Source organism: Pedobacter sp. AC190, assembly GCF_979258025.1.
On the sequence record NZ_OZ409824.1, the window covers coordinates 23,096 to 49,737 of the forward strand.

Here is a 26,642-nt window from a genome sequence, read left to right on the forward strand (position 1 = left end):
TCTATTATAAAATTTTATGTTAGATGTTAAAATATATTTTTTGTTACTAATTCGGCCGCTAAGATACGGCTATGTTTGTCAGTTTCTAAATAATCGTCTAATTGTGGGTTTTCAACAAAGTTAATTTCCTCCATGCAGCGCTCAATTACATCACTCATTTCCAGGAAACCAATCTTATCGTTCAAAAATGCCTCTACCACAATTTCATTTGCAGCATTTAAAATACAAGGCATATTCCCTCCTTTTCTTAACGATTGAAACGCTAATTCCAAATTTCTAAACGTTTCCATATCGGCTTTTTGAAAGCTAAAATTTGGGTAATCCAAGAAGTTAAAACGTTTAAAATTGTTTTTTAGCCTATCGGGGTAATTAATTGCATATTGAATCGGCAATTTCATATCTGGTACACCCATTTGCGCTTTCATCGAACCATCCGTAAACTGCACTATAGAATGAACGATCGACTGTGGATGAACAATTACATCAATTTGCGCTACATCTAAACCAAACAGCCACTTAGCCTCGATTACCTCTAAACCCTTATTCATTAAACTAGCAGAATCTATGGTAATTTTGGCGCCCATAACCCAGTTCGGGTGCTTTAAAGCTTGTTCTTTTTTAACTGTGGCTAAAAAATCTTTGTTTTTACCAAGAAAAGGGCCTCCCGATGCGGTAAGATAAATTTTTTCGATTTCGTTTTGCTCCTCGCCTACCAAACATTGAAAAATTGCCGAGTGCTCGGAATCTACAGGAAGTATTTTAACCTGATTTTCGATTGCTAGTTGCGTAACTAATTCGCCCGCAACAACTAAGGTTTCCTTATTGGCTAAAGCTATGTTTTTACCAGCGTTAATTGCCGCCATTGTTGGTTTTAAACCTACTGAACCCATTAAAGCGGTAAGTACAATATCACCTTGTGGATAAACTGCAACTTCAGATAAAGCATCTTCACCCGCTAAAACTTTAATATCAAAACAAGATAAAGCACTTTTAACCTCTAGATATTTGCTTTCATCACAAATTACCACAGCCTCAGGCTTAAATTCTTTGGCCTGTTGAATAAGTAATTCTGAATTCTTTAATGCAGATAATACTGAAACTTTAAAGATTGCAGGGTTATCCCGAATTACTTCGAGCGCCTGCGTACCTACGCTACCTGTAGAACCTAATATTATAATTCCTTTAGGCGATTGTTGTATTGATATATTGTTCAATTGTTATTTCCCTGTATTAAATTAATATTTCCATAAAGCTCAAAATTATTTTTTTGCTCTATTTTGAAAAGCAGGTTATTGCTTATCGGTTCCGAAAGCCCCGCTGTCCGCTTCAATCTTTTTTAACTGCTGTCATGCGGATAAACGAGGCATCATTTTCATCGCTTGCAAATGCTTCGTTCCTCAGCATAACAGTTATTGACGGTTGCTGCAATAAAAAAGTATTTTCACTCCCATCGGGTTTATAAAGCAAACGAATTCGCCTTTTTGGATCAACCAGCAATAGGGAGAGATTGATTAAACAATGTATCTACCTAATTCATCCGCCAGCTTCCGATCATTACTTAATCTTGGCACCTTATTTTGCCCGCCTAATTTACCTTCGCTTTTCATATAATTAACAAAAGCATCTTTTTGCAAAGTACGTATTATTAACGGTTGCAAAATGTTTCCCTCAATCAAATCGAAATAGTAAATGTTTTTTATCTGCAAAGCCTCATCTACCTTTTTGCTAAAGGCTACCATATCTTTTGGGGCAGAAGAAAACTCTACAAACCATTCGTGGTAAGGCAACTCGCCTGTGTTTGGATTAACCTGTGGTGCTACCGTAAATTCTGTTATTTCTACTTTTTCTTCGTTTGCAACACTTAACAAAGCGTGCTCCACTTCTTCCCCTATTACGTGTTCGCCAAAGGCAGATATAAAATGCTTTATACGTCCTGTAACTACAATTTTATATGGATTTTTTGAAACAAACTTAACCGTATCGCCAATGCTATAGCCCCACAAACCTGCATTAGTATTTAAAATTAAGGCGTAATTGGTGTCTAATTCAATTTCGCCAAGCGACAATCTTGTCGGATTATTATTGTGATACTGATCGGCAGGAATAAACTCGTAAAAAATACCAGCATCAGCTAGTAATAATAAACCTTTATCTTTTTGAGAATCCTGATAAGCAATAAAACCCTCTGAAGCGGGATAAGTTTCTATAGCATCTATTTTCTTACCGATGCTTTGTTCAATCTTAGCTCTGTAGGGTTCGAAATTAACGCCGCCATAAATAAAAAGGCTAAAATTTTTAAAAATATCAGCAATCTTTTTACCTCCCGACCGCTCTGAAAGCTTATCGAAGTACATTTGAACCCATGGTGGAATGCCAGAAATCAGCGTCATGTCTTCGGCGATGGTTTCTTCAACAATCGCATCAACTTTTTCTTCCCAGTCTTCTATAATATTAGTTTCGTACGATGGCAAGCGATTTTTCTGCAGATACGCAGGAACATGATGCGCTACAATGCCTGACAATCTGCCTACGTTAATTCCGTTTTTAACATTTAAAACAGGACTTCCCTGAAGGAAAATCATTTTCCCATTAACAAAATCAGTTTTACCAGTTTCGTTAATATATGTAAGAATAGCATTTCGAGCCGCCTTTATATGTTCTGGCATCGATTCTTTAGAAAGCGGAATATATTTTACGCCAGAAGTTGTACCTGATGTTTTGGCAAAATAAAGGGGTTTACCTTTCCAAAGCACATCCGCTTCGCCAGCTACAACCCGATCAACGTAAGTTTTTAAACCTTCGTAATCCTGTACGGGTACATTTTTCTTAAAATCGGAATAGTTTTTTATTTCCTCAAAATGATGATCTTTCCCAAAAGCTGTTTCTCGGGCACTTGTTACCAGTTTCGATAAAATTTCGGCCTGTGCGGCTACGGCATTATGCTTCCATTTATTAATTTGCCAAACTGCAAATGCTGCAAAGGGTTTACTTAATGCTGCTTTTAACCCCATAGTACCCCAAGCCCTAAAAGGGCTTCTCCTTTCTAACGTTAATATTTATTTTTTTAATTATAATCAGCATGCTATTATAATGGATTTAAACGATGTTATGCAAAATATCAGGATGTTCATCTCCTTTGTATTCGCTTGATATTTTACGATACGCTACCGTTAGCGCAACACTCGATAAAGGTACAATGATAAATGAACTCAAAATATTAACAATAAACGCAATGAAAGGTAATTGCAGATAATTCAATAAAAGGTATATCAAATAGCCTCCACCCAAAATCATGAGCAATAATAGAATTTTAGTGAAGTTTCCTTTAGTTGTTGCTAAACTTAACTTAATCGATTCAAAAGGTGCAGAACCTTTATCTAAAATGAAAAACGGAAAGAAGGAAATCCGTAACCAGGTTACAAAAATAGCTACCAAGGCAACACCAATTGCAATGCTTGTTATTGTTTTACCTGTAGCAGTAAAATCTTCTACCCAACCGATATTAACCAGATAACGTAAAACAGGATCTAAAATCCAAAGTATAGGCACCAACAACATTCCAACAAACAAGATACAGCCAACAAAATATAGCGTTGCTACTAAAAATCTTATAATCTGGTGTCTGGTTGGCAAAGTACCTACAATTGTAACCTCTTCGTCTTCATTATCAATTAAATGAAAAATGTACTTAAACAAAGAAAGGTTAATGGTAAAGTACAACATGATAAAAATAACGACCATGAAAAAGCTTAAAACACGACTTACGTCTTTAATAAAAAAAGCCATTAAACTTGATGCACTTGCTGTAATAAACATTAAAAAACATAGCGTAGCTATAGAGAAATAATGTTTTTTAGTAATGCCCCAGGCTTTTTGAATTACATCGTTAACGGCAAACGTACTTTCTTTTAGATAATTTATCATTGTTGTTTGAATACCACTCTTTTAAATAAATCTTGTATAAACCCTAAGCCATAAGCTGTTAATTGGATAAATGAAGATATAATGCTCAAAAATGCAACTTTTACTGCTTTATTTACAGACCAGGAGTGAAAAAATATTAACAAAAAGTATAATAATACCAGAAAATCGAAAATATACGCCAAAGGCGGATAAAAGATGTTCAATAGCACTGTTGTGATCATACCAATGGTTGCAACTGCTGGAAAAAAATGAATCAATTTCAACTCTTTTGGGAAGTGTTTATAAATATTAATTCTAGCCCTGCCAAAGAAGTGCAGTTGCTTGTAAAACTGTATGAAGCTTGTTCTTCTTTTATGGTAAACCTTTGCATCAGGAATTAAACCAATCTTAAAACCATTTTCATGAATGCGGATACTGTATTCTATATCTTCGCCCAAGCGGGTTAAAATAAAGCCGCCTACCTGTTCCCATACTTGCCGGGAAACCCCCATATTGAAACTACGTGGATGAAACTGACCAACATGCTTTTTATTTCCACGAATGCCACCTGTTGTGAAGGGCGAGGTCATAGAATAACTAATTGCCTTTTGAACTGGCGTAAAGCTTTCGTGCGCCGCATCGGGGCCGCCATAAGCATCTAAATGATGCTCGTATAAATAATTTTTAACCGTTTCGAGGTAATTTGCAGGAATAAGGCAATCAGAATCGAAGATTACAAAATAATCGCCCTGCGCCTTTTCAAACCCAAAATTACGGGCAAAGCCTTGTCCAGCATTTTCCTTAAAGTAATATTTTACATCAAGCTTATTTGCATAACTTTCTACAATTGCTTTTGCATCATTTTTAGAACCATCTTCTATAACCAAAACTTCAAACTGTAAATAAGTTTGTTTAGTTAAGGTTTTTAAAAGCTCGTTAATTTCTTGCGGGCGATTATAAAGCGGAATTATGATGGAGAAAAACATGTACTGGAGCTAAAAGCTAAAAGACCAAAGCACTTTTGCCTTAGTCTTGTAGCTTATTTAAGTTCTTTTTCAATTAAATATTGATTTCTTTCGGGTGCATTTCGGGTTACCAATTCTGCAACAAAACCTGTTAGAAACATTTGCGAGCCTACAACTATAGCAACCAGTGCAATGTAAAACAAAGGCTGATCGGTAATTTCACGTTTATAAGGAATATGGGCAGCAATGTGATAAAGTTTAACGCCAATCATCCACAAGGCCATAATCGTTCCGATTAAAAAGCTCAAAACCCCCAAAGAACCAAAAAAGTGCATCGGGCGCTTACCAAATTTACCAACGAAAAATATAGAAAGTAAATCTAAAAATCCATTTATAAACCTGCTGAAACCAAATTTGGTGGTACCATATTTGCGAGCTCTGTGCTCTACAACTTGCTCTGCAATTTTACCAAAACCTGCCCATTTCGCAATTACAGGTATGTATCGATGCATTTCGCCATAAACCTCAATTGTTTTCACCACATCGCTTCTGTAAGCTTTTAAGCCGCAGTTAAAATCGTTTAATTCAATTCCACTCATTTTTCTAGTGGCTGCATTAAACAATTTGGTCGGAATGGTTTTAGTAATTGGATCGTAACGTTTCTTTTTCCAGCCAGAAATTAAATCAAGTTTTTCTTCTTTAATTCGGCGGTAAAGTTCAGGAATTTCATCAGGACTATCTTGTAAATCGGCATCCATTGTAATAATTACATCACCTTTAGTGGCTTCAAAGCCAACATTTAAAGCTGCAGACTTACCATAGTTTCTACGGAATTTAATGCCTTTAATCGCATCATTCTGTAGTTTCAAAGATTCTATAACTTCCCACGATTTATCGGTACTGCCATCATCAACCAATACAATTTCGTAGCTGAAATTATTTTCGTTCATCACTTTAGCAATCCATCCCGTTAATTCGGGTAAAGATTCGTCTTCGTTATATAAAGGTACTACTACTGATATATCCATGTATGAGTATCAAGATTTGAGTATTTAGTATTCAGATTAAAATCTATCCACAAACTCTTTTAAATTAAAAACGTGCAAATTTCATCAATTTAAATGATAAAACTTGCACGTTCTAAATTTTTGTGCAGAACTGATTATTCTTCGTTTACCGCTAAAAATACTGGACGAGTCTTTTTAAAGATTAGCGAAAAAATTATTGCCCCAATAAAATAAAACACCGCTGCAATACCGAAACCAACAACTGCCTGGCTAAAAGTTGGCGTAAATTGTTTATCTAAACTTTCTGATGTGCTTGCTATTGCCTTATCCATAGCTTCACCTTCCATACCCAAAGATTTAAATGTGCCTTCAGTTTTAGTCAAAATCATTTCTTTCATTGTACTTGGATAACTGGTATCGATAAACTTGCCAAAAACAATATTGAAAATGTACATAATTGCCATTGACAGTACGAACATTACAAATATTTTGAATAAAGCTTCTCCGAAAGTCCAGTAGCCGCCAGCTTTTTTTCTCATATCAATACAAAAGAAAACTGCAAGTGCAATTCCGATTGCAAAACTTAAGCCGCTGTAAACATAAGAACTCATCATATTTGGCATTATATACCAGGTAATTAGAAAAATTATTACGTTTATAGCACCCCAAATTGCGCCGTTTTTCAAAGCTTCTGTTTTTAAATTAACTGCTGTTTCTGGTGTTTCCATGAATTTGTTTGGTTTTAGTTATTAATAGTTGTAATCAATACATAAGATGCAGTATCAAATGGTTTGTTACTGCTAAATTGCTCCAACTCTTTTGTTGTAGTTGCACTTCCTTCTGAATCGAGGAAAAACGCCATAAAAGGAACAAATAATTCTTTCATTTCTTCGCTGATGTTTAGCGTTGAAGATGTTTTACAAATCTCTTCGATACTACTTTCGGCAAGTTGCTGGTTGCTGATTAGTTCTTCATAAATTTCAAATTCATCTTGAAACTCATCATCTTCAACCAATAAAAATTCTTTTAAGAAATCGCCCAATTCTGGATCTAAATCTTCATCATGGCATTCTTTGATGTAAAGTAAAAGGTTTAAAAGTTCGGTTCCTCTGTCGATGGTTTCTTCTTCAATATTAGCCCATTCTTCACTTTCCAGATAATCTTCTTCTAATTTCTGTACATCGCTACTGAAAAAGTTTACCATCAATAAATCGAAGTAAACTTCTCTTAATTCTTCAAATTTACTGTTCGAATCAAAAACAGCATCAAATGCTGTTACTTTATCCATAAAATTAATATCCAACTCAAAAGCTGCAATTAATTCATTTTCAAAACTACCCGCATCTACTGAAGCTAGTTGTGCGTATTTATTTATTGAAGCACTTAGTGCTTTTTTTACTCTATTATCCATATTTTATAGTATCAAGTATATCGTATCAAAACTTGGTGTAGCTTCTAGTTTTCTTGGTATTGATTATTATTATAAACCAATATTACCTTACCTGTAAGCTCAGTGCCTAAAAGAGGGTTATTTGCCGATTTTGAATAATTTGTATTCGAATTATATAACCACTTTTTATCAGTTGCAAAAACGGTAAAGTTTGCTTCAAAACCTTCTTCAATAATTGGGCTATTTAAATTTAGTAATTTTCTTGGGTTGATACTTAACTTCTCGACAATTAGGTTAAGATCTAAACCAGCTTTTATCAACAATGGAAGAACGGTTTGTAATGCAATTATTCCATAGTGAGCAATTTCAAACTCCACATTTTTAAATTCTATTTCTTCTGGTCGATGCTGAGACGTAATAGCATCAATTGTTCCATCTTTTAAACCAACAATCAGTGCTTTAATATCAGCTTTGCTGCGTAATGGTGGCTTTACTTTATAATTGCTATCAAAATCGACTAAAAGTTCTTCTGTAAAAACTAAATGATGCGCGGTAACATCACAAGAAATTTGAACGCCATCTTTTTTAGCTTTGCGAATTAAAGCAACCGAACCAGCCGTTGAAATATTACTGATGTGGATTTTAGTTTCATTGTAGGTTGCTAAGAAAATATCGCGGGCAATATGCATTTCTTCTGCTAATGGCGGTAAACCCTTCATTCCCAAAAGAACCGAGTTTTTACTTTCTGTTATTTGCGCTTTTCCTGCAATCGATTTGTTTTCGGGATAAACCATCAGCAAAGCATCGAATCCCTTTGCATACTGTAAGGCTCTGCTCATAAAACCATCGTCTTGAATTGCTCTATCGCCATCAGAAAATGCAACGGCTCCAGCTCTTTGCATATCAAATAACTCAGCAAGCTCTTTTGCTTCTCGATTCTGACTGATTGCACCCACAGGCAAAACAACAACCAGATTATTTTTAGCTTTATTTATAATATATTCTACCTGCGATTTTGATTGCACAACTGGACTGGCCTGCGGCAATAAAGCCAAGCCAGTAAAACCACCCGCTTTTGCAGCAGCAGTTAAAGTTTCGATATCTTCTTTAGTCTCAAAGCCTGGATCGCCGGCAACGCAATTTAAATCGAAAAAACCTGGCGATAAAAAAGCACCTTCAGCATCAAAAACTGTTTCATTTTTTTCTGGTGATAACTTGCCTATGCTTTTAATTTTACCACCTTCTATCCTAACATCGCATTGTTGTTTATTAAATTTACTTTGCGGGTCGGCAATAATTACATGCTGTACAAGGAGATTCATATTGTTTTTTTAGGGTTGTTAAAAAATCTGATGAGCAGAATTTCTGCTGCAATAAAAATCAGCGACAAAATTAGGCAAAGTTTCCATAATGTTTGTCCGATTTTATTTGAGCCAGCAATTAATTTCACTGCATCTTTATCGGTATCGTATATTTTTAAGTTACTTTTCTCGGCAAGCTTATCCAACTCAGTTTTACTCAGATAATGCATATCCGATTCGGTTCTACCTATATTAAAACTGTAAACACCGATAAGCGAATCGGCCAAATTTAGGTTATAAAAACCAGGTAATTTTATTTGGTCGGCGGTGTAAATTAGTGTTTTACCTCCCGCTTGTCTAACTTCAGGAATAATTTCGAAGTTTTTTGCGGTGAGCTTTAAAGTTTGATTTTTACCCAACGTAAGCTGTTTACTCGCCAAGGCACGATCATTGCCAAGATTATAATACAATGCATCATCCAATCCACTATTTAAAGTTAATCGATACATTAATGGTACAAATACAGGATGACGGGCAAAGTTTCCATCATTTGCGTTTAAGCCAGTTGCCGATAAATAAACCTGTCCGCTACCAATTCCATATTTCGAAAAGAATAACTTACCGCCAGGTAAAGACATTATATTCTCTTTATTTGAGGCATTGTTTTCGGCAAAATCGTAATAACGATTCACCGTTGGTAAATCTAAATTCTTAGGAATTTCTTCAAAAACAGTTTTAAAAATCGGATGTTGTAAATCTATTTGATCAACTTTCGAAGCCGTTTTATTTAAATTCTGAATTTGAGGTAATGATAATGCGACCAGAAACGAATTGTAAACTTTAATATCCGAATCTAAATCTGGAAATATGACAACCGAACCTCCGCTGGTTAGATAAGTTTTTAATTGCTGAGCCAAGCCACTCGATGGATTACTCACCCCGTTTAACACAATTAAACCAAAATTAGAGAGGCTATTGTAATTGATATTGCTCTCGCTATTTTCGGTGAGTTTGTAATACTTATCGGCTCCAAAAAGCGCTTTAATGTAGCTGCCAGCATTCGGTCCATTTATACTTAAAACAGGTAAACTTTCATCAACTTTAAAGCTGAAAGAAAGCGAATCATCAAAAGTTACAGGAAAATCTTTTATGCTGATTACACCTTTTTTCCATCCCGATTTTAATCCCGAAAAGCTTAAAGTATCTTTTATTGTCTTCCCTGCAGGAATGGTAACCGAGCTTAAGCCTTTCTGTTGGTTGTTTATGGCTAATTTTAATGGAATATTTACCGCTTCTTCTTCCGAGTAATTTTTAATCTGAACAACTAACTTCTCATTTGCGCCAGGTTGATGGTTTGGCGATAATGTCCACACGCTATCCACTCCAACATTTGGTAAAGCTGTAGCATTTAATTTCAAAAACGAATATTGAATATCCGTTTTGGTTTCGAGTTTTTTAACTGAAGCGATATTTTTTTGAAAATCACTAATGAGAAAGCTATACTTATTAGCCGAACTTGTTAATACATTTCCCTGGCGGTTTAAAATTTGCTGTAAATTTCTATTCGAGGCAGAAATTTTTACATCATCTAAGGCTTTTAAAAATTCTTCTTTATTTAACAAACGCTGATGCTTGCCTTCAAAGTCATTTGTTAAAAGTTGAAAGCGATCATTAATACTAAAACCTTTAATTAATTCTTTAGCTCTCCGTTTCGCCTCGTCAAGTAGGCTACCATCTTTATTAATGGCTTCCATACTGTAAGAGTTATCAATGTAAATACTTACCGAATTATTTACTGCTGTAGTTTTTTGATTGTTTAAAGGAATATAAGGCTGAGCAAATGCCAGTACAAGAAATATAATTGCCAGAATACGCGACAATAAAATAAGCAGATTTTTAAGCTTTTCTTTTGATGAGTTTTGTTGTTCTACCTCTTTTAAAAGCTGAACATTAGAGAAATATACCTTTTTAAATTTTCGGAAATTAAATAAATGAATGATGACCGGGATAGCAACCGATAATAGTGCAAAAAGAAAGCCCGGATAAAGGAAATTCATTAAAAACCAAAGATAGAAAAAATACGGAAAGTGGAGAATTACTATTGTAATAAACTCGTACTAATAAGCAAATCCAGGAAATTCTATGTTTACAATTTTCCAGCTTCCATTTTGTAAGGCAAAATATAATTTAAAAGGACCGCTCACAATTTTCGATTGCTTTTGAAGAACCGCCCTAAAACCTGCAACTCCTTCTACAAAACCCATTCCTTTTCCATCGCCTAATAAATCGAAATTCGCATCAATAATATCATATCGTCCGCCCACATATTCATCCGATTTTCCAAAAATACCTTTTAGCCTCGCAGTAATTACATCCTTGCCAATTACCTTGCCACCAGGAAGAATAAAGAAATCGCTCATTTCTTCGGTAATAGATTTAGATTGTTTAAACCATGAGTTGATAAATCTGATTGCGCTATTTACAATATCGGCCTGATGGTTAAAAGTTGGGGTTTCTTGCATTTTTTTTAAAAAATAATCAACTACGAAATGTATTGAATATGCACAAAACTAAGAATTAAATTATTTTTTTCATTGCTATCCAAAGTTTATCGTCCATTTTATAAACATCTTTTCGATATTCTATTTTACCATTTTTTGCCCATGCAGTGTGGTAGGTAATAAGTAAGGGTGTTTCATTATCGAGCAGAAACCGCATGGGTTTTAGTTGTGGTTTTTCAGCTTTTTTTTGTTTAATGATAACATTTTTCTTTTCCGCAGTTTCTTTTAATGGTTTTAAACCTAGTTCTGTTCTAACTTTTTCAAAGCTAGTTTCATTATCCATAATATGCCAGGCAAGCTGTAAAGGTTTTTCTAATCGAATGCAACCATGACTAATTGCTATATCCTGCAATTTAAATACGCTTTTAATATTCGTATCGTGCAAATAAACACTGCTGGCATTCGGGAATATAAATTTTAATTTACCTAAAGAATTGCCCTGACCAGATTGTTGAACAAACAGAAATGGCAGCTTTTTTCTATCGTATTTATACCACCTTATGTTAGATGGATTTTCGATCAGTTTATTTTTGTGGTAAACCAAAATATTGTGTCGGCGCAAATAACTCGAATTTTGCTTTGCCATTGTGTATATCTCGGTTTGCGCAATACTCTCTGGAATATTCCATTCGGGGTTCGAATAGATGGTTTTAATAGTACTAAACAGTTGAGGAGTTTCTCTATTATTGGGCTTATCTTCTAAGTCTCGTGTTTTTTCGTAAATTTTTATTTTCTTATCGTAATCAGCATCTCTTTTTTCGCCAACGCAAACTTTCATCGTGGTAATGGTATCATCCCCGTTAAAATAAACCAAACGGAAATCTGGAATATTAACCTGAATGTATTTACCTGTTTTAACTGGTAAAACCCACCTTAATCTTTCCATGTTTATGGCCAGAATTTTCTTCAAAGAATCGTTCTTTAAGCTCAAATAAGCTTTCTGTAATGCAACGTATTGCTTTGATTTATTTTGAATGTTATTTAAAGTATCGATAATACTTACCGATGCCAACATCTGTGGTATAAATAAACTATCGGCCTGCTTTACATCGATATTATACCTTAAATAGATTTTCTTTGGATTTACAACGCCAAACTTTAAATAACTGGTATATTTTAAGAAAGCATAAGATGAAAGGATTTCCAATTGAGCCAGCTTCGAATAACTTTCATCAATATTAGTTATGTGATCTGCCTTTAAAGCGACAATCAAATCTTTCAGCTCGCTGGTGTAAAAAGTATCTGAATTGAAACCATGTACGAAGCTATGATCAAGATGATTGGTTAAAGTATCCAAACCTTTAGCTCCGAAAAAGCGGATGGTAAAATCAGGGCTAACCTTGTCTCCAAAATGTTTTTTTAAGGTTAAGAAATTTTGGTTTTGTTTACATAGACTATTGAATTCATTAAGAAAAACAGAATCGTATTTAATCGAATCAAAGTTTTTATAAATGTCTTTTCCCAAACTTTTAGCAAGCAACTCGCCAGTAGAAGGTTTAGATGTATGGGCAACGAAAAAATAGACTAAAGCTGCTGGAAAAAAAATGGCAATAAAAGTTTTCAAAATATAAATCCGCTAAAAAATTGGTAATCATTTTATTTTGGGATGTATAATTTTAAGATTGGTTATTTAGAAATGCCAGGAATGAACCTCTAAAGCCATTAAATGTAGTTTTATCTTGTTTTCTTCATGGCAATCCAAAGTTTTTCATCCATTTCGTAAACATCAGGGCGATATTGGATTTTATCGTTTTGCGACCAGGCTGTAAAATAAGTGATGATTAATGGTACCTGCTTCTTAGGGCCGAACCATGCTGGCTTAAGTTGAAAAGACTTAGTAGTATCAGCCTTTTGTGCCAGTCTTTTTTTATACCATTTTACGTGAGTACTATCAATTGGAGGTAAATCCACTTCAGCTCTTAACTTATCATAGGTGTAACTATCTCCCACAAGTTTTTCAGCAAATTCTAAAGGTTTTTCTATACGTACGCAACCATGGCTTATTGCCCGGTTAGCTAAGTTAAAACCGTTCTTATTATTAGTATCGTGTAGGTAAATACTAGAGCTATTATCAAAGATAAATTTGAACTTGCCTAAAGCATTTCCACCACCCGAACCTTGTTTAAATTTAAAAGGTAATTTATCTCTTGAATATTTGTTCCAGTTAATTGTGTCAGGTTCACCGATCAGCTTGTCTTTATAATAAACTTTTATGTTACTATTTGATAAATAATAAGGATCTTTTCTAGCCATCCAATAAATCTCACTTTGTGCAATACTTACAGGAATATTCCATACTGGGTTTGCTTGAATAGAGTTGATTTTACTATACAACAATGGAGTTTCGTGGTTCTTCGGTTTGTCATCTAAATTGCCTGATTTTGCAAACGCTTTTAACTTATCTTCATATCCATTCTCACGCTTACCGCCAACACAAACCTTCATACTAATAACGGTATCAGCTTTATCAAACCAAGTTAATTTAAAATCCGGGATATTAACTTGCACATAATAATCACCCATTTCTGGCATTTTCCAACGGAAACGCTCCATATTTAGCAGTAAAATTCTTTTCTCACTTTCACTGTTGGCGTTTAAATAGGCAGCTTGTAAGGCTTTATACTGTGTAGATTTAGGTTGAACCGCTTTTAATGTATCCAAAAGATCATCTGAAGCTAATAGTTTCATCATTCCAACACTATCAGGACGAAGAACCTTAATGTAGTATCTGGAAAAAATATTCCGTGGGTTAACAACCCCATATTTTAAAAAATTATTATAATTTAAGTATGCATTTGCCGAAAGGGCTTCCAATCGAGCAATTACGATATAACTATCTTCTACTTTCTTAAATTTGTTAGCCGCAAGCTCATTTAAAAGCGATTTTATTTCTGATGTTTTAAAAACCTCTGGATTAAATCCGTGGATTTTACTATTCTGTAAATAAGTGCTTAAAGAATCTAATTCCCCATTTGTGTAGAATTTTGTAATCAGTCTTGGCTCACCATTATGTGAAGCATAAAAGGCTTTAATAGTCTTTGGATTAATAAAACTGTGCGAAAGGCTATCTAACGTTTTCACAAAAACGCTATCATAAGCTACTGTGTCGAAATCTTTATATATCTTGTTTTTAAAGTGTTCAGACAACACCTTACCGATCTCAGGAGGTGATTTAAACCAGTTACAGGCCGAGATACAAACAATAAAAGGAATAATTAGAAAGCGGAAGTTCTTCAACACGTAATATTTAGCTCAAAAATAAGTTTAATTCTTTAAAAGACATTATTGGCAAATTAAGTGCCATTATTTTTTGATTTCCCATTTCAAACACTATATTTGCCATCGCTAATCAGCTAAAGCATTGATATTGGCAGAAATAAATATATGAAATTAACTTTGAACCATCACTTACATTTGCATCATCGCCGTTAGGCGATATGATATGTTTGTTTTGTACTTCAAAACTTTTTTTCCGTAGAATAATTTCTTGCACACTCTATATTCAATACTTTGAAAACACTAAAAATTGCTATCCAGAAATCGGGTAGGTTAAACGAAAAATCTGTAGAAATATTAAAAAATTGTGGTCTTTCTTTCGAAAACTATAAAAGCTCTTTAATATCAACCGTTCAAAATTTTCCCTTAGAAATTCTCTTTCTTCGCGATGATGATATTCCAGAATACGTTCAGGATGGCATTGCCGATTTAGGAATTGTTGGCGAAAATGTAATCACAGAAACAAAGGCAAATGTGGAGTATTTACAACGCCTTGGTTTTGGAAAATGCACCCTAAAAATCGCTGTTCAAACAGGTAGTGAAATTCAGAAATTAGAAGACTTAAACGGCAAAGCAATTGCTACTTCTTACCCTGTAATTCTCGAAAAATTCCTAACAGAAAAAGGAATAAAATCAGACATCAGAACAATCTCTGGATCGGTAGAAATTGGACCAGGATTAGGACTAAGTGATGCCATTTTCGACATCGTTTCTACAGGCGGAACTTTAAAAAGCAACGGACTAAAACCTTTCGCAGATGTGATGCAATCGGAGGCTGTTTTAATCGGAAATAAATCGATACTTGACAACCCTGAAGTTGCAGAATTACTACAAAGAATTCGTTCGGTGCTTAGTGCAAAATCGAACAAATATGTTGTACTAAATGTTTCAAAAGATAACCTACAAAAAGTTGTTGATTTGTTACCAGGTGTTAAAAGTCCAACGGTAGTTCCGTTGTTCGAACCGAACTGGGTTGCCGTACATTCGGTAATTGCAGAAGAAGATTTTTGGGATAAAATTAACAGCTTAAAAGCAGCTGGCGCAGAAGGTATTTTAGTGATGCCAATTGAGAAAATCATCACGTAAAACAGACTAAAAAAGCATTAACTATTAGTTAATTTTAAATTATAACACATTGAAAGTCTATAATTATACAGATTTATCTAAATCAAAAATTGAAGAACTGTGTTCGCGACAAATTGAAGACGATAAATTGGTTGAAAAACGTGTTTCAGACATCATTAAAACTGTAAAAAATGATGGAGATAAAGCGCTATTTAATTTCGCTAAAGCCTTTGATAAAGTAGAATTAGAAAAGCTTTATTTAGATGCAGAGGAATTACAGGCCATTGCATCAACTATTCCAGTTGATGCTAAAGAGGCAATTGAAACTGCTTATCATAATATCAAAGTTTTTCATCAGTCGCAGTTAAAAACGGAAGACAAAATAGAAACCATGCCAGGTGTGGTTTGCTGGCGGGAATCGAGAGCAATAGAAAAGGTTGGCCTGTACATTCCAGGCGGAACTGCTGTTTTACCAAGTACATTTTTAATGCTCGCTACACCTGCAATTATCGCTGGCTGTAAAGAAATAGTAGTTTGCTCTCCTCCACAAAGTGATGGAAAAACAAACTGTTATCTTGCTTACTGTGCCGTGCTATTAGGCATTAAAAAAATCTACCTGATTGGTGGTGCGCAAGCGGTGGCTGCTATGGCTTTCGGAACGGAAACCGTACCACAAGTTTATAAGATATTTGGTCCAGGCAACCGTTATGTTACTACCGCCAAAACTATGGTTCAAAATAAGGTTGCGATTGATATGCCAGCTGGTCCATCGGAGGTTTTAGTGATCGCAGATGAGACTGCCAACCCGTCATTTGTAGCTGCAGATTTACTTGCACAAGCTGAACACGGAACTGATAGTCAGGCAATTTTAGTTTCTACTTCAAAAGAAATAATAGAAAAAACACTTTTAGAGATTGAAAATCAACTATCTATACTACCAAGAAAGGAAATAGCAGCTAAGGTAATCGAAAATTCTTATGCAATTTTAGTTGATAATATAACTGTTGGAATGGATTTTTCAAACGAATATGCGCCTGAACATTTAATTTTAGCCACCGAAAATTTCGAAAGCCTTATTCCCTTGATAATCAATGCAGGTTCGGTATTTTTAGGTAATCTTACTCCAGAAAGTGCAGGAGACTACGCTTCAGGAACAAACCACACTTTACCAACAAGTGGTTTTGCTAAATCTTATTCAGGCGTTTCAACTGATGCATTCCTTAAAAAGATAACATTTCAGCATCTAAATATCAATGGATTAAACAATATTGGAGCTACCGTTGAAACACTTGCAGCTGCTGAAGGATTACAAGCACACAAGAATGCGATTACAATTAGATTAAAATAGTTGGTTGGTTTTTGGTTAATGGCTGTTTCGACATAATTGAAGTAAACAACCCAAACAACTAAAACTAAAACTTAAATAACCAATAAAATGGACATTAACGATTTAGTAAGAGAAAATATAAGAAACCTTAAACCGTATTCTACCGCTAGAGACGAGTTTAAAGGACAGGCATCAGTTTTTCTAGATGCAAATGAGAACAGCTACGGTTCTCCCCTACCTGCAAATTACAATCGCTACCCAGATCCTTTGCAGTTGGATTTAAAGGATGCGATTAGTAAAATTAAAGGTGTGCCTATTGAAAATACATTTTTAGGCAATGGAAGTGATGAGGCCATAGATTTATTATTCCGTGCCTTTTGCAACCCTGGAAATGACAACGTAATTGTTCTGCCTCCCACTTATGGAATGTACGAAGTTTCGGCCAACATAAACGATGTGGAAATCCGCAAAGTAAGCTTGCTATCGAACTTCCAATTAGACATGGAAAAGATTGCAGAAACGATTGATAAAAACACCAAAATAATATTCATTTGTTCTCCAAATAATCCAACAGGAAATTCGATAAACCGCGAAGATATTGAAACGATTTTAACCAACTTTAAAGGGATCGTTGTGGTTGATGAAGCGTACATAAATTACGCCCGACAAAAGACATTTATTCAGGAGCTAACCGAGTACGCAAACCTGGTTGTTTTGCAAACTTTTTCTAAGGCTTGGGGGCTTGCAGCTTTACGTTTAGGAATGGCATTTTCGTCACGAAAAGTTATTGATGTTTTGAACAAAATAAAGCCACCTTACAACATCAATCAGGCGACTCAGGACTTAGCTTTTGAAGCCTTAAAAAACATCGCTCAAGTTAACACCTGGATTAAAGAATCTGTCACCGAAAGAGAACGACTTTCTATCGAATTAAATGCACTAAATATCGTCACAAAAGTTTACCCATCTGATGCGAATTTCATATTGACTGAAGTTACAGATGCAACAAAAATTTATGACACTTTAGTAGAGCAAGGAATTATTGTCCGCGATCGGTCGAAAGTTATTTTATGCGAAGGTTGTTTGAGAATTACTGTTGGTACAAAAGAAGAAAACGATAAACTGTTAACCATTCTGAAAAATTTCTAAAAGATGAAAAAAGTACTATTTATAGATAGAGACGGAACTTTAAATATCGAGCCCGATGATGAACAAGTAGACAGTTTTGCCAAGCTTAAATTTTATCCTCGCTCACTTTATTACCTTTCGAAAATTGCATCCGAAATGGATTATGAATTAGTGATGGTTACGAATCAGGATGGTTTGGGCACACTATCGAATCCCGAAGAAAACTTCTGGCCAATTCATAATTTTATGCTTGATACTTTTGCTGGCGAAGGGGTTAATTTTAGCGAAATTGTTATCGATAGAACTTTTGCAAAAGACAACGCTCCTACCCGCAAGCCAGGCACCGCATTATTGACAAAATATTTCAGTGGCGATTACGATTTGAAAAACTCATACGTGATTGGCGATAGATTAAACGATGTAGTGTTGGCTAAAAATCTGGGAGCAAAAGCAATTTTTCTTCGCCAGAATGATGCTCTTGGTTCTACCGAGGCTTTAGACAAACATGAAACTTTGTTAGACATCATCATTTTGGAAACGCAGAAATGGGAAGATATTTACAATCTGTTAAAAGCTGGAAGTAGAAAAATTAATCACGTTCGCAAGACAAACGAAACTGATATTACCATTAATTTAGACTTAGATGGTACTGGAAAAGCGAAAATCGAAACAGGTTTAAACTTTTTCGACCACATGCTTGACCAAATTGCCAGACATGGAAGTGTTGATTTGGAAGTGATTGCCAAAGGTGATTTACATATCGATGAACACCACACCATTGAAGATACCGGAATAGCCCTTGGAGAGGCTTTTGCTAAAGGTTTAGGCAACAAACTTGGCATTGAGCGTTATGGTTTCTGTTTACCGATGGATGATTGTTTAGCGCAGGTTGCTATCGATTTCGGCGGCCGTAACTGGATTGTTTGGGATGCTGAATTTAAACGTGAGAAAGTTGGCGATATGCCTACAGAAATGTTCTATCACTTTTTTAAATCGTTCAGCGATGCTGCAAAATGCAATTTGAACGTAAAAGCTGAGGGAGATAACGAGCATCATAAAATTGAGGCTATATTTAAGGCTTTCGCAAAGGCGATAAAAATGGCAATTAAGCGTGATGCAGAGAAAATGGTTTTACCGAGTACAAAGGGGCTTTTGTAAGGTATAGGGTTGAAAGGTTCAAGGTATAGGGTTTTAGTGCACATACTTTGTTAAATAAACCCGATAGTAATGGAAAGTTTTTTACTTAGCACTAACCTTAAATAAACTGTCATGCTGAGGCACGAAGCATCTGCAACCTATGAAACAGATTCTTTGTGCCTCAGAATGACAGAAGCAAAAAAACTTGAAACGAATAGCGGGACTGCAGAACCTTTGAAAAACTGACATTCGTTTTCAAATTTTATAAAAAAGTATCTTGTTCTGATACATGATACTAAATATTGATAATAATTATGATTGGAATAGTAAACTACGGCGCTGGCAATATTTTCTCTTTAACCGCAGCTTTGGAGCGTTTAAACCTGCAGTATGGCATGGTAAATACTGAAAGTGATTTAGAAAAATATAGCCACATCATTATTCCAGGTGTTGGACATGCAGGTGCTGCGATGGAAAAACTAAAACACACTGGCCTGATCAAAGCAATAAAAGCCTTACAAAAACCAGTTTTAGGCATTTGTGTAGGCATGCAGTTGATTACCGAACATTCTGAAGAGGGCGATGCGGCATTGTTAGATATCGTTCCTGTTAAAACCAAAAAATTCGATAAGTCGTTGAATATCAAAATCCCACACATGGGATGGAATGATGTTCAGCATAAAAACAATTCGTTATTCGAGGGTGTTGAGGTTAATGCACAATTTTACTTCGTTCATTCGTACTTTATTGAATATAACCCTACTTTTGACATCGCTTCTGCCAATTACGGACTAAAGTTTTCGGCAGCGGTGCAAAAAGACAACTTTTACGGCGTTCAGTTCCACCCTGAAAAATCGGGCAAAGCTGGCGAACAGATATTAAAAAATTTTTCAAACTTAAGCTGAGGAATAGTTAATATTTAAATAACTTTTCACTTTCAACTTTTAACTTAAAAAAAATGTACATAATTCCTGCTATTGATATTTTGGATGGAAAAGTTGTTCGCCTACGTGAAGGCGATTACAACCAAAAAACTGAATATGATGTTTCTATCGCTGAAATGATAGAAAAATACCGTTCAAACGGAACAGATTTTATCCATATTATTGATTTAAATGGTGCAAAAGGCGATTTCAGCAATCAGAAATCTCTTTTTGAAATCATTAAAAAAACCGAGATGAAAGTGCAATACGGTGGCGGAATCCGGACGATTGAGCAAGTAACCAACTTGCTTGATGCAGGAATCCATCGTGTTATTGTGGGCACACAAGCCATTACCAATCCAGACTTTTTACAACAATTAAGCGAAGCATTTGCAAAAAAAGACAATTATGCAAACCGTATTGTTATTGCTATTGATGTTTTAGACGAAGTGATTAAATATTCTGGTTGGATGGAAAGTTCGCCAATTAAATTAATGGATTACGTTGATAAATGTTTGGCATTAGGCTTCTTCCGTTTCTTGTGTACAGATATTAGCAAGGATGGAAAATTGGGTGGCGCAGCAATCGATTTGTATAAAAAACTGTTGGAACATTCGCCTATGATTAAGTTAATTGCATCAGGTGGTGTAAGCTCAATGGAAGATATTTACGATTTAGCAAAATTCCCGATTAGAAGTGTAGTGGTTGGTAAAGCGATTTACGAGGATAGAATTACCATAGAACAGATTAAAGAGTGGAATTTGAAGATGCTGAGTTCGATCTAGGTCAAACCCGTCATTGCGAGGCGCGAAGCAATCTTACAACTATAGCTATATGCTTTAAGATTGCTTCGTACCTCGCAATGACGAAACTATAAAAAAATGCTTTCAAAAAGAATAATTCCCTGCCTAGACGTTAAAGACGGGCGTACAGTAAAAGGCGTAAACTTTGTTGATTTACGCGATGCAGGAGATCCTGTAGAATTGGCTGCACAATATGCACAGCAAGGTGCCGATGAGCTGGTTTTTCTGGACATCACAGCCACTCACGAACGCCGTAAAACAATGATTGAGATGGTTAAATCAGTAGCCCGCCAGCTGAATATTCCATTTACCATTGGCGGAGGAATTACAGAACTTGCAGATGCTGAGGCGCTGTTAAATGCTGGTGCCGATAAAATCAGTATCAATTCGGCAGCGGTTAGAAATCCTAAACTAATTGAAGAGCTTGCAAAGGCTTTTGGAGTTCAGTTTGTGGTTTTAGCAGTCGACACCAAATATGTTGGTGGTAAAAATATGGTCCATTTAAACGGTGGACGATTAATTACCGAATTGGAAACTGAGAATTGGATTAAACAGGCTGAAGATTTAGGTGCAGGCGAAATTCTGTTAACTTCTATGGACCATGATGGCACAAAAGCGGGTTTTGATTGCGATTTACTACTCAAAGTAAATCAAATGATCAACATTCCGATTATTGCTTCGGGGGGTGCAGGTAGTATGGAACATTTCACAGAGGTTTTCCAAAAAGCAAATGTTGATGCGGCGCTTGCTGCTTCGGTATTTCATTATGGGGAGATTTTAATCCCAGATTTAAAACAAGAATTAAAAAGGAACAGAGTTCCTGTTAGGATATAAATAAACTCGTCATTGCGAGGCACGAAGCAATCTTACTATTTAGGAAGGCGTTAAAACCCATCGCTTTAGGATTGCTTCGTACCTCGCAATGACGGAACAAGAGAATACTATGAATATAGATTTTAATAAAAGTGATGGTTTGGTCCCTGTAGTAATACAAGACGAACAAACTTTAGAGGTTTTAATGTTAGGCTACATGAATGCCGAAGCTTTTGAGAAAACACAAGCTGAGGGTAAAGTGACCTTTTACTCTCGCTCTAAAAACCGTTTGTGGACCAAAGGAGAAGAAAGTGGAAATTTCCTTTTCGTGAAATCTATACATATCGATTGTGATAATGATACGATCTTAATTAAAGCAAATCCCGATGGACCAACCTGTCACACGGGAAGTAGAAGCTGTTTCAAAACAGAATTTAATCAGAACTTCATTTTTGAATTGGAAAACATCATAACCGATAGATATGAAAATCCTATCGAGGGCTCGTACATTAACAAAATGCGTAGCAAAGGCTTAAACAAAATCGCTCAAAAAGTTGGCGAAGAAGGTGTGGAAACTGTAATAGCTGCATTGGCAGAAACTGAAGAAGATTTAATTGGGGAGGCATCAGACTTAGTCTTTCATCTATTATTTTTATTGAAAGAGAAAGGCTTATCTATTCAAGATATTGCAAAGAATTTAGAGAAAAGACATCAATAGGCTTTGGTATAGATTTCAAGTTGACAATAGCATTACATAGCCAAAATTTAAATTAATATAAAAGAATTTCAAACCTACACATGCTTAAATACATTAGTTATCTAAATCTTTTTTTAGGAATAATATTCATAGCGATATTCAAAAGCAGTGAAAATTATCTTGATTTAGCCCTTATCATACCATCTATTTTTTTCAATTGGGTTACACTATTTCATTTTATAAAAAATAGCCAAAAGTTTGAAAAATGGCATTTATATTTAGGATTTTTAAGTGTGCTTTTTTCAATCATTACCATTCTAATTACTCTTCAAATACTTTTTCAAGTGAATTTTGCAAACGCCTCGGCGTTTGGTCCTCCCCAATATTTGATTATTACAAAGCTGATTATTGACCTTTTAATAATTGCTCAGTTTGTTATTGCTTACAGAGAAAACAAAAAAATGTCAAATCTAAATTTAAAGTAAGAACAGAGAAACATAAAATGATTAAACACTTAAAAACTTTTTCAGGCCACCAAAACCCTGTTTACGCTTTAGCAAATTCAGATAAAGCGGAAACTTTTTTTAGCGCTGGAAATGATAAAGGCGTTGTAGAATGGTCGTTGGAAACGATGGCTTTTGTAAAGGTTAAAATGCCAGTACAAAGTTCTGTTTATTACCTGTACTACCACAACAACAAACTTTTTGTTGGCGAACGAAGTGGTGCTTTTAGTGTTTATGATTTAAACGAAGAAAAGGTAATCGCAAGAATTAGTGCACACACAAAACCCATTTTTAGTATTCAGGTGGTTAAAAGTAAAAACGAACTTTTAACCACAGGAGAAGATGGCGCTGTTGCCGTTTGGTCGCTTGAAGATTTTTCGGAGATTTATCGCTTTCAAGCTGCTTACGATACTGTGAGGGCGATTGCTATTTCTCCAGATGAAACGGAAATCGCTTTCGGTTGTAAAGATCATTTAATCAAAATTTATAACCTTGCTGATTATAGTATCAAACAAAATTTAGACAGTCATTCTTTGCCGGTTACTTCCTTAACCTATCATCCTACAGGAAAATATTTAATTTCGGGGAGCAGAGATGCACAATTAAAAATCTGGAATTTGCCAACATACGAACTATTGCAAACCATTCCAGCACATATGTTTACGGTTTACGATATAGCGTTTCATCCTACTCTACCCTATTTTGCAACAAGCAGTCAGGACAAAAGCATTAAGTTATGGGATGCAGAAAACTTTAAGCTCTATAAAATTTTGAGTTTAGAGAAAGCTGGCATTGGCCATACACACTCCATTAATAAATTAATGTGGAGCAATGATGGAAAATATTTAATTAGCACAGGCGATGACCGACAAGTGATGCTTTGGGAGATGGAAGATTAAGCCTTATTCCACAAAACGTTTAATGATCCTCAATTTATGTGTGTACTTGCCTAATTCTTTATTAAAAATTCCTTCATCATCTATTGGATCTATCCTTACCTTTCCCGATGAATGTATAATTTCATTCGCACTAAGCATAATACCTACATGGGTAATTTTACCTTCGGCATTATCGAAAAAGGCAACATCGCCAGGTTTACATTCGGCCAAAAACCCAACCAATTTTCCTTGCTCTGCTTGTTGCGAGGCATCGCGATTTAGCTTAATGTTTAACAGTTTAAAAACTGTTTGTACAAAGCCAGAACAATCTAGACCAAAAATATTTCTACCGCCCCACAAATAAGGTATGTTTTGAAAAAACTTACTAGTTGAGGTAATTTCAGCTTTAAAATCGGCATTTGTACTGTTATGAGGTTCGAAAGTAACTTCGAATTTCTCTGCTCCAACATAGCAATAACCATCTTTGTAAAACGGTAAATTACTTCCCGTGCTTAAATGGTATAAACTACCATCTTCAGCTTTTAAAATGTTATTGTAGTTTTTCGGAGCAAACAATCTACAATCGTGCATATCAGCAAATTGGCTTTGAGAAATTGGTGCCAGCTGTCGGAAATCGATCCAGCCTTCGTAACCATCGTAACCATTTTGAATTAGCCACCATCGCTCTTCTTTTTGAATTACCTCTATATGGTCTCCAAATAATAATTGAGATACGATTTCAGCCTTATCAGACGCTTCTGCTCTTAACGGTGCAATAGCTACCCTGCAAATGCCATATTGATTTTCCATTTTTTGCTCAGTTGAATTATTGCATAAAACTAATAAATTACATCTACCCGCTAACATTTTGCGCACAAATTTGTTATTTTTATGATGATCACATTTAAATCTGCTCAACATGAATTTAAAAAAAATATTAATAGCTGTAGATAATAGTACCTGTTCAGAAAAGGCCGCAAAGGCAGGTTACGAAATTGCCGAAAAATTTGGTGCAGAAGTGGCATTGGTAAATATTGTTGAGCCAATACCTGCAAATGTAAATCCTGATTTAACCTTAGCGCCCGTATTTTTAGAAACTTACGATAATAGTGAAGAAAACAGCCATATTTTATTAAAGGAAATAGAATCTAAATACAGCAACGGTATTAAAACTGATTATTTAAGCGTTGTTGATAGCGCTGCACATGGAATTATTCAACAATCTGATGAATGGGGTTCAGACTTAATTGTAATTGGAACCTATGGCAGAACAGGCTTGTATCATTTCTTAATGGGCAGCGTTGCCGAACACGTTGCCAGAAAGTCGGCTTGCCCTGTTTTAATTATTCCAAACAAATCGGAGCTAGACTAGTTGGTTAGGCAACCAATTATTTGATAAAACTTTGTTAATATTTAAATTAATACCAAAAAAAAGTTCTAATTTTCATTAGAACTTTTTTAACATATAATCTTTATTCCGCTCAGTATGGTTATCCATAACTGAAAATAACTAACCTTCCTGGTGCAACCAAGCTTTTTTAGTTAATAACTCTTCTTCAGTTTCGCGAATGTCTTCATCATCTACGCAACAATCTACCGGGCAAACCGCAGCACATTGGGGTTCGTCATGAAATCCTTTGCATTCTGTACACTTATCCGATACGATGTAATAAACTTCATCAGAAACTGCCTCTTGCGATGCATCAGCTTCAATTTGTTGATTACCAAAATCTATAACGCCTTCTAAATTTGTACCATCAGAAAAACGCCATGCAGTACCGGCATCATAAATTGCATTATTTGGGCATTCTGGTTCGCAAGCCCCACAATTTATACACTCATCTGTTATTTTAATCGCCATGTCTTCGTCTAATTCTTTTGCTTAGTTTACCTTTGCGCTGCAAATATAAGATATAATCAATTAATAATAATTCTAAATATGTCAGCATTAACTCAAGAAAAAGTAATAATTGCCTTTAAAAAGCTTGGCAAAAACCTTACCAACCCTACTGACATACTAGAAAATGCATTTCATGGAGCAGAAAGTAGTAATGCATGGTTTACTACCGAGAATATAAAAAAATCAATTTTATCTTTTTCGGAGATGTTAAATGAAGAAGATATCGATATTTGGTTTCAATCAGTAGAGTTTAGTTCAACCCCCAAAAAAGTTGGTTTAATCCTAGCTGGCAACATACCAATGGTTGGCTTGCATGATGTTTTAAGTGTTTTAGCAACAGGAAATATCGCTCTAATTAAACTTTCATCGGCCGATGATAAACTGATTACAGCAATTCTTTCGGAGCTGATTATTTTAGAACCTGCATTACAAAATAATATTGAATATGTAGAACGTCTTAAAGACTTCGATGCGGTTATTGCAACTGGAAGTAATAATTCATCTCGTTATTTCGATTACTATTTCAGTAAGGTTCCAAACATTATCAGAAAAAACAGAAATAGTGTTGCAGTTTTAACAGGAAACGAAAGTTTTGAAGATATTCAAAATTTAGGAGCAGATATTTTTGATTACTTTGGCTTAGGTTGTAGAAATGTATCAAAAATTTATTTCCCTGAAGGCTACGATATTGCTAAATTTTATGAAGGAATAGAAAGCTATCAACCAATAATCAATCATTTTAAGTATAACAACAATTACGATTACAATAAATCTATTTACCTGGTTAATATGGTTAAGCACTTTGATAATGGCTTTTTGCTGTTAAAAGAAGATGAAAGCTTGACATCGCCCTTGGCTGCTCTTTTTTATGAAGAATATAAAAATCTTACAGATGTGGAAGACAAATTGAAAGATAAAGCAGCGCAAATTCAGTGCGTTATTACTAAAGCTAATTTAGGCATAAATACTTTTGACTTTGGCCAAAGCCAGCATCCAAAACTTTGGGATTATGCCGATAACGTAAATACTGTTGATTTTTTAAACGTTTTATAACCAATAAATAAG

General features: G+C 35.1%; 26 protein-coding genes. 12 read left to right on the top strand and 14 right to left on the bottom strand.

Features of this window, described 5'->3' with window-relative positions; translation table 11 throughout:
* Positions 1-26 precede the first annotated feature (26 nt).
* The 12 genes from ACZZZI_RS00145 to ACZZZI_RS00200 form a co-directional block, all read right to left on the bottom strand.
* Positions 27-1,214, bottom strand: coding sequence for a 1-deoxy-D-xylulose-5-phosphate reductoisomerase (locus ACZZZI_RS00145; RefSeq protein WP_463488272.1), 1,188 nt, complete (start codon positions 1,212-1,214; stop codon positions 27-29).
* A 297-nt stretch (positions 1,215-1,511) separates the two neighbouring features.
* On the bottom strand, positions 1,512-3,011 hold the full coding sequence (locus ACZZZI_RS00150) for a GH3 auxin-responsive promoter family protein (protein ID WP_463488273.1): 1,500 nt from the start codon (positions 3,009-3,011) through the stop codon (positions 1,512-1,514).
* Positions 3,012-3,096: 85 nt separating this feature from the next.
* Entirely contained in the window at positions 3,097-3,924 is an 828-nt protein-coding gene (locus tag ACZZZI_RS00155; RefSeq protein WP_316763717.1) for a hypothetical protein, read from the bottom strand.
* Entirely contained in the window at positions 3,921-4,889 is a 969-nt protein-coding gene (locus tag ACZZZI_RS00160; RefSeq protein WP_316763720.1) for a glycosyltransferase family 2 protein, read from the bottom strand. The genes ACZZZI_RS00155 and ACZZZI_RS00160 overlap by 4 nt, the downstream gene beginning before the upstream one ends.
* Positions 4,890-4,942: 53 nt before the next feature.
* Positions 4,943-5,896, bottom strand: a complete 954-nt coding sequence (locus ACZZZI_RS00165) for a glycosyltransferase family 2 protein (protein WP_316763723.1) — start codon at positions 5,894-5,896, stop codon at positions 4,943-4,945.
* 134 nt (positions 5,897-6,030) lie between these two features.
* Positions 6,031-6,603, bottom strand: coding sequence for a DUF4199 domain-containing protein (locus ACZZZI_RS00170; RefSeq protein ID WP_316763726.1), 573 nt, complete (start codon positions 6,601-6,603; stop codon positions 6,031-6,033).
* 14 nt (positions 6,604-6,617) lie between these two features.
* A complete protein-coding gene (locus ACZZZI_RS00175) occupies positions 6,618-7,286 on the bottom strand; it encodes a hypothetical protein (protein ID WP_316763729.1) in 669 nt (222 codons plus the stop codon).
* A gap of 44 nt (positions 7,287-7,330) precedes the next feature.
* Positions 7,331-8,587 (bottom strand): dihydroorotase, encoded by a 1,257-nt coding sequence (locus ACZZZI_RS00180; protein ID WP_463488274.1) that lies wholly within the window; start codon positions 8,585-8,587, stop codon positions 7,331-7,333.
* Complete coding sequence (locus ACZZZI_RS00185) at positions 8,584-10,623, bottom strand: vWA domain-containing protein (RefSeq protein WP_463488275.1); 2,040 nt, start codon at positions 10,621-10,623, stop codon at positions 8,584-8,586. The genes ACZZZI_RS00180 and ACZZZI_RS00185 overlap by 4 nt, the downstream gene beginning before the upstream one ends.
* Positions 10,624-10,683: 60 nt before the next feature.
* Positions 10,684-11,088: a hypothetical protein gene (locus tag ACZZZI_RS00190; RefSeq protein WP_316763738.1), complete on the bottom strand. Its 405-nt coding sequence runs from the start codon at positions 11,086-11,088 to the stop codon at positions 10,684-10,686.
* Between the two features lie 55 nt (positions 11,089-11,143).
* Positions 11,144-12,691: a L,D-transpeptidase family protein gene (locus ACZZZI_RS00195; RefSeq protein ID WP_463488276.1), complete on the bottom strand. Its 1,548-nt coding sequence runs from the start codon at positions 12,689-12,691 to the stop codon at positions 11,144-11,146.
* Between the two features lie 110 nt (positions 12,692-12,801).
* On the bottom strand, positions 12,802-14,364 hold the full coding sequence (locus ACZZZI_RS00200; protein WP_463488277.1) for a L,D-transpeptidase family protein: 1,563 nt from the start codon (positions 14,362-14,364) through the stop codon (positions 12,802-12,804).
* A gap of 273 nt (positions 14,365-14,637) precedes the next feature.
* Here ACZZZI_RS00200 and hisG point away from each other — a divergent pair, with 273 nt between their 5' ends.
* From hisG to ACZZZI_RS00250, 10 genes are all read left to right on the top strand, one after another.
* Positions 14,638-15,489 (top strand): ATP phosphoribosyltransferase, encoded by an 852-nt coding sequence (gene hisG / locus ACZZZI_RS00205; protein ID WP_344766161.1) that lies wholly within the window; start codon positions 14,638-14,640, stop codon positions 15,487-15,489.
* A 49-nt stretch (positions 15,490-15,538) separates the two neighbouring features.
* Positions 15,539-16,816 (top strand): histidinol dehydrogenase, encoded by a 1,278-nt coding sequence (gene hisD / locus ACZZZI_RS00210; RefSeq protein ID WP_463488278.1) that lies wholly within the window; start codon positions 15,539-15,541, stop codon positions 16,814-16,816.
* Between the two features lie 87 nt (positions 16,817-16,903).
* On the top strand, positions 16,904-17,944 hold the full coding sequence (hisC, locus tag ACZZZI_RS00215; RefSeq protein WP_463488279.1) for a histidinol-phosphate transaminase: 1,041 nt from the start codon (positions 16,904-16,906) through the stop codon (positions 17,942-17,944).
* 3 nt (positions 17,945-17,947) lie between these two features.
* Positions 17,948-19,081 (top strand): bifunctional histidinol-phosphatase/imidazoleglycerol-phosphate dehydratase HisB, encoded by a 1,134-nt coding sequence (gene hisB / locus ACZZZI_RS00220; RefSeq protein ID WP_424058343.1) that lies wholly within the window; start codon positions 17,948-17,950, stop codon positions 19,079-19,081.
* Positions 19,082-19,374: 293 nt separating this feature from the next.
* Positions 19,375-19,965 (top strand): imidazole glycerol phosphate synthase subunit HisH, encoded by a 591-nt coding sequence (gene hisH / locus ACZZZI_RS00225; RefSeq protein ID WP_424058342.1) that lies wholly within the window; start codon positions 19,375-19,377, stop codon positions 19,963-19,965.
* Positions 19,966-20,018: 53 nt separating this feature from the next.
* A complete protein-coding gene (hisA, locus tag ACZZZI_RS00230) occupies positions 20,019-20,768 on the top strand; it encodes a 1-(5-phosphoribosyl)-5-[(5-phosphoribosylamino)methylideneamino]imidazole-4-carboxamide isomerase (protein ID WP_316763760.1) in 750 nt (249 codons plus the stop codon).
* Positions 20,769-20,864: 96 nt separating this feature from the next.
* Entirely contained in the window at positions 20,865-21,620 is a 756-nt protein-coding gene (hisF, locus tag ACZZZI_RS00235; protein WP_463488280.1) for an imidazole glycerol phosphate synthase subunit HisF, read from the top strand.
* Between the two features lie 88 nt (positions 21,621-21,708).
* Positions 21,709-22,317, top strand: coding sequence for a bifunctional phosphoribosyl-AMP cyclohydrolase/phosphoribosyl-ATP diphosphatase HisIE (hisIE, locus tag ACZZZI_RS00240; protein WP_463488281.1), 609 nt, complete (start codon positions 21,709-21,711; stop codon positions 22,315-22,317).
* A gap of 80 nt (positions 22,318-22,397) precedes the next feature.
* Positions 22,398-22,781 carry a hypothetical protein gene (locus ACZZZI_RS00245; protein ID WP_344766155.1) on the top strand — a complete coding sequence of 128 codons (384 nt, stop codon included), beginning with the start codon at positions 22,398-22,400 and terminating at the stop codon, positions 22,779-22,781.
* A gap of 17 nt (positions 22,782-22,798) precedes the next feature.
* The gene (locus ACZZZI_RS00250) at positions 22,799-23,698 is read left to right on the top strand and encodes a WD40 repeat domain-containing protein (protein WP_463488282.1); all 900 of its coding nucleotides are present in this window, start codon (positions 22,799-22,801) and stop codon (positions 23,696-23,698) included.
* Between the two features lie 3 nt (positions 23,699-23,701).
* Here the strand turns inward: ACZZZI_RS00250 and ACZZZI_RS00255 are convergent, their stop codons facing one another.
* Entirely contained in the window at positions 23,702-24,487 is a 786-nt protein-coding gene (locus ACZZZI_RS00255) for a C40 family peptidase (RefSeq protein ID WP_463488283.1), read from the bottom strand.
* 109 nt (positions 24,488-24,596) lie between these two features.
* Between ACZZZI_RS00255 and ACZZZI_RS00260 the strand changes: the two genes are divergently transcribed.
* Entirely contained in the window at positions 24,597-25,049 is a 453-nt protein-coding gene (locus tag ACZZZI_RS00260; protein WP_463488284.1) for a universal stress protein, read from the top strand.
* A 138-nt stretch (positions 25,050-25,187) separates the two neighbouring features.
* Here ACZZZI_RS00260 and ACZZZI_RS00265 read toward each other — a convergent pair whose 3' ends face one another.
* On the bottom strand, positions 25,188-25,538 hold the full coding sequence (locus ACZZZI_RS00265; protein ID WP_316763782.1) for a 4Fe-4S dicluster domain-containing protein: 351 nt from the start codon (positions 25,536-25,538) through the stop codon (positions 25,188-25,190).
* A 78-nt stretch (positions 25,539-25,616) separates the two neighbouring features.
* Here ACZZZI_RS00265 and ACZZZI_RS00270 point away from each other — a divergent pair, with 78 nt between their 5' ends.
* Complete coding sequence (locus ACZZZI_RS00270) at positions 25,617-26,630, top strand: acyl-CoA reductase (RefSeq protein ID WP_463488285.1); 1,014 nt, start codon at positions 25,617-25,619, stop codon at positions 26,628-26,630.
* The last annotated feature ends 12 nt before the right edge of the window (positions 26,631-26,642 follow it).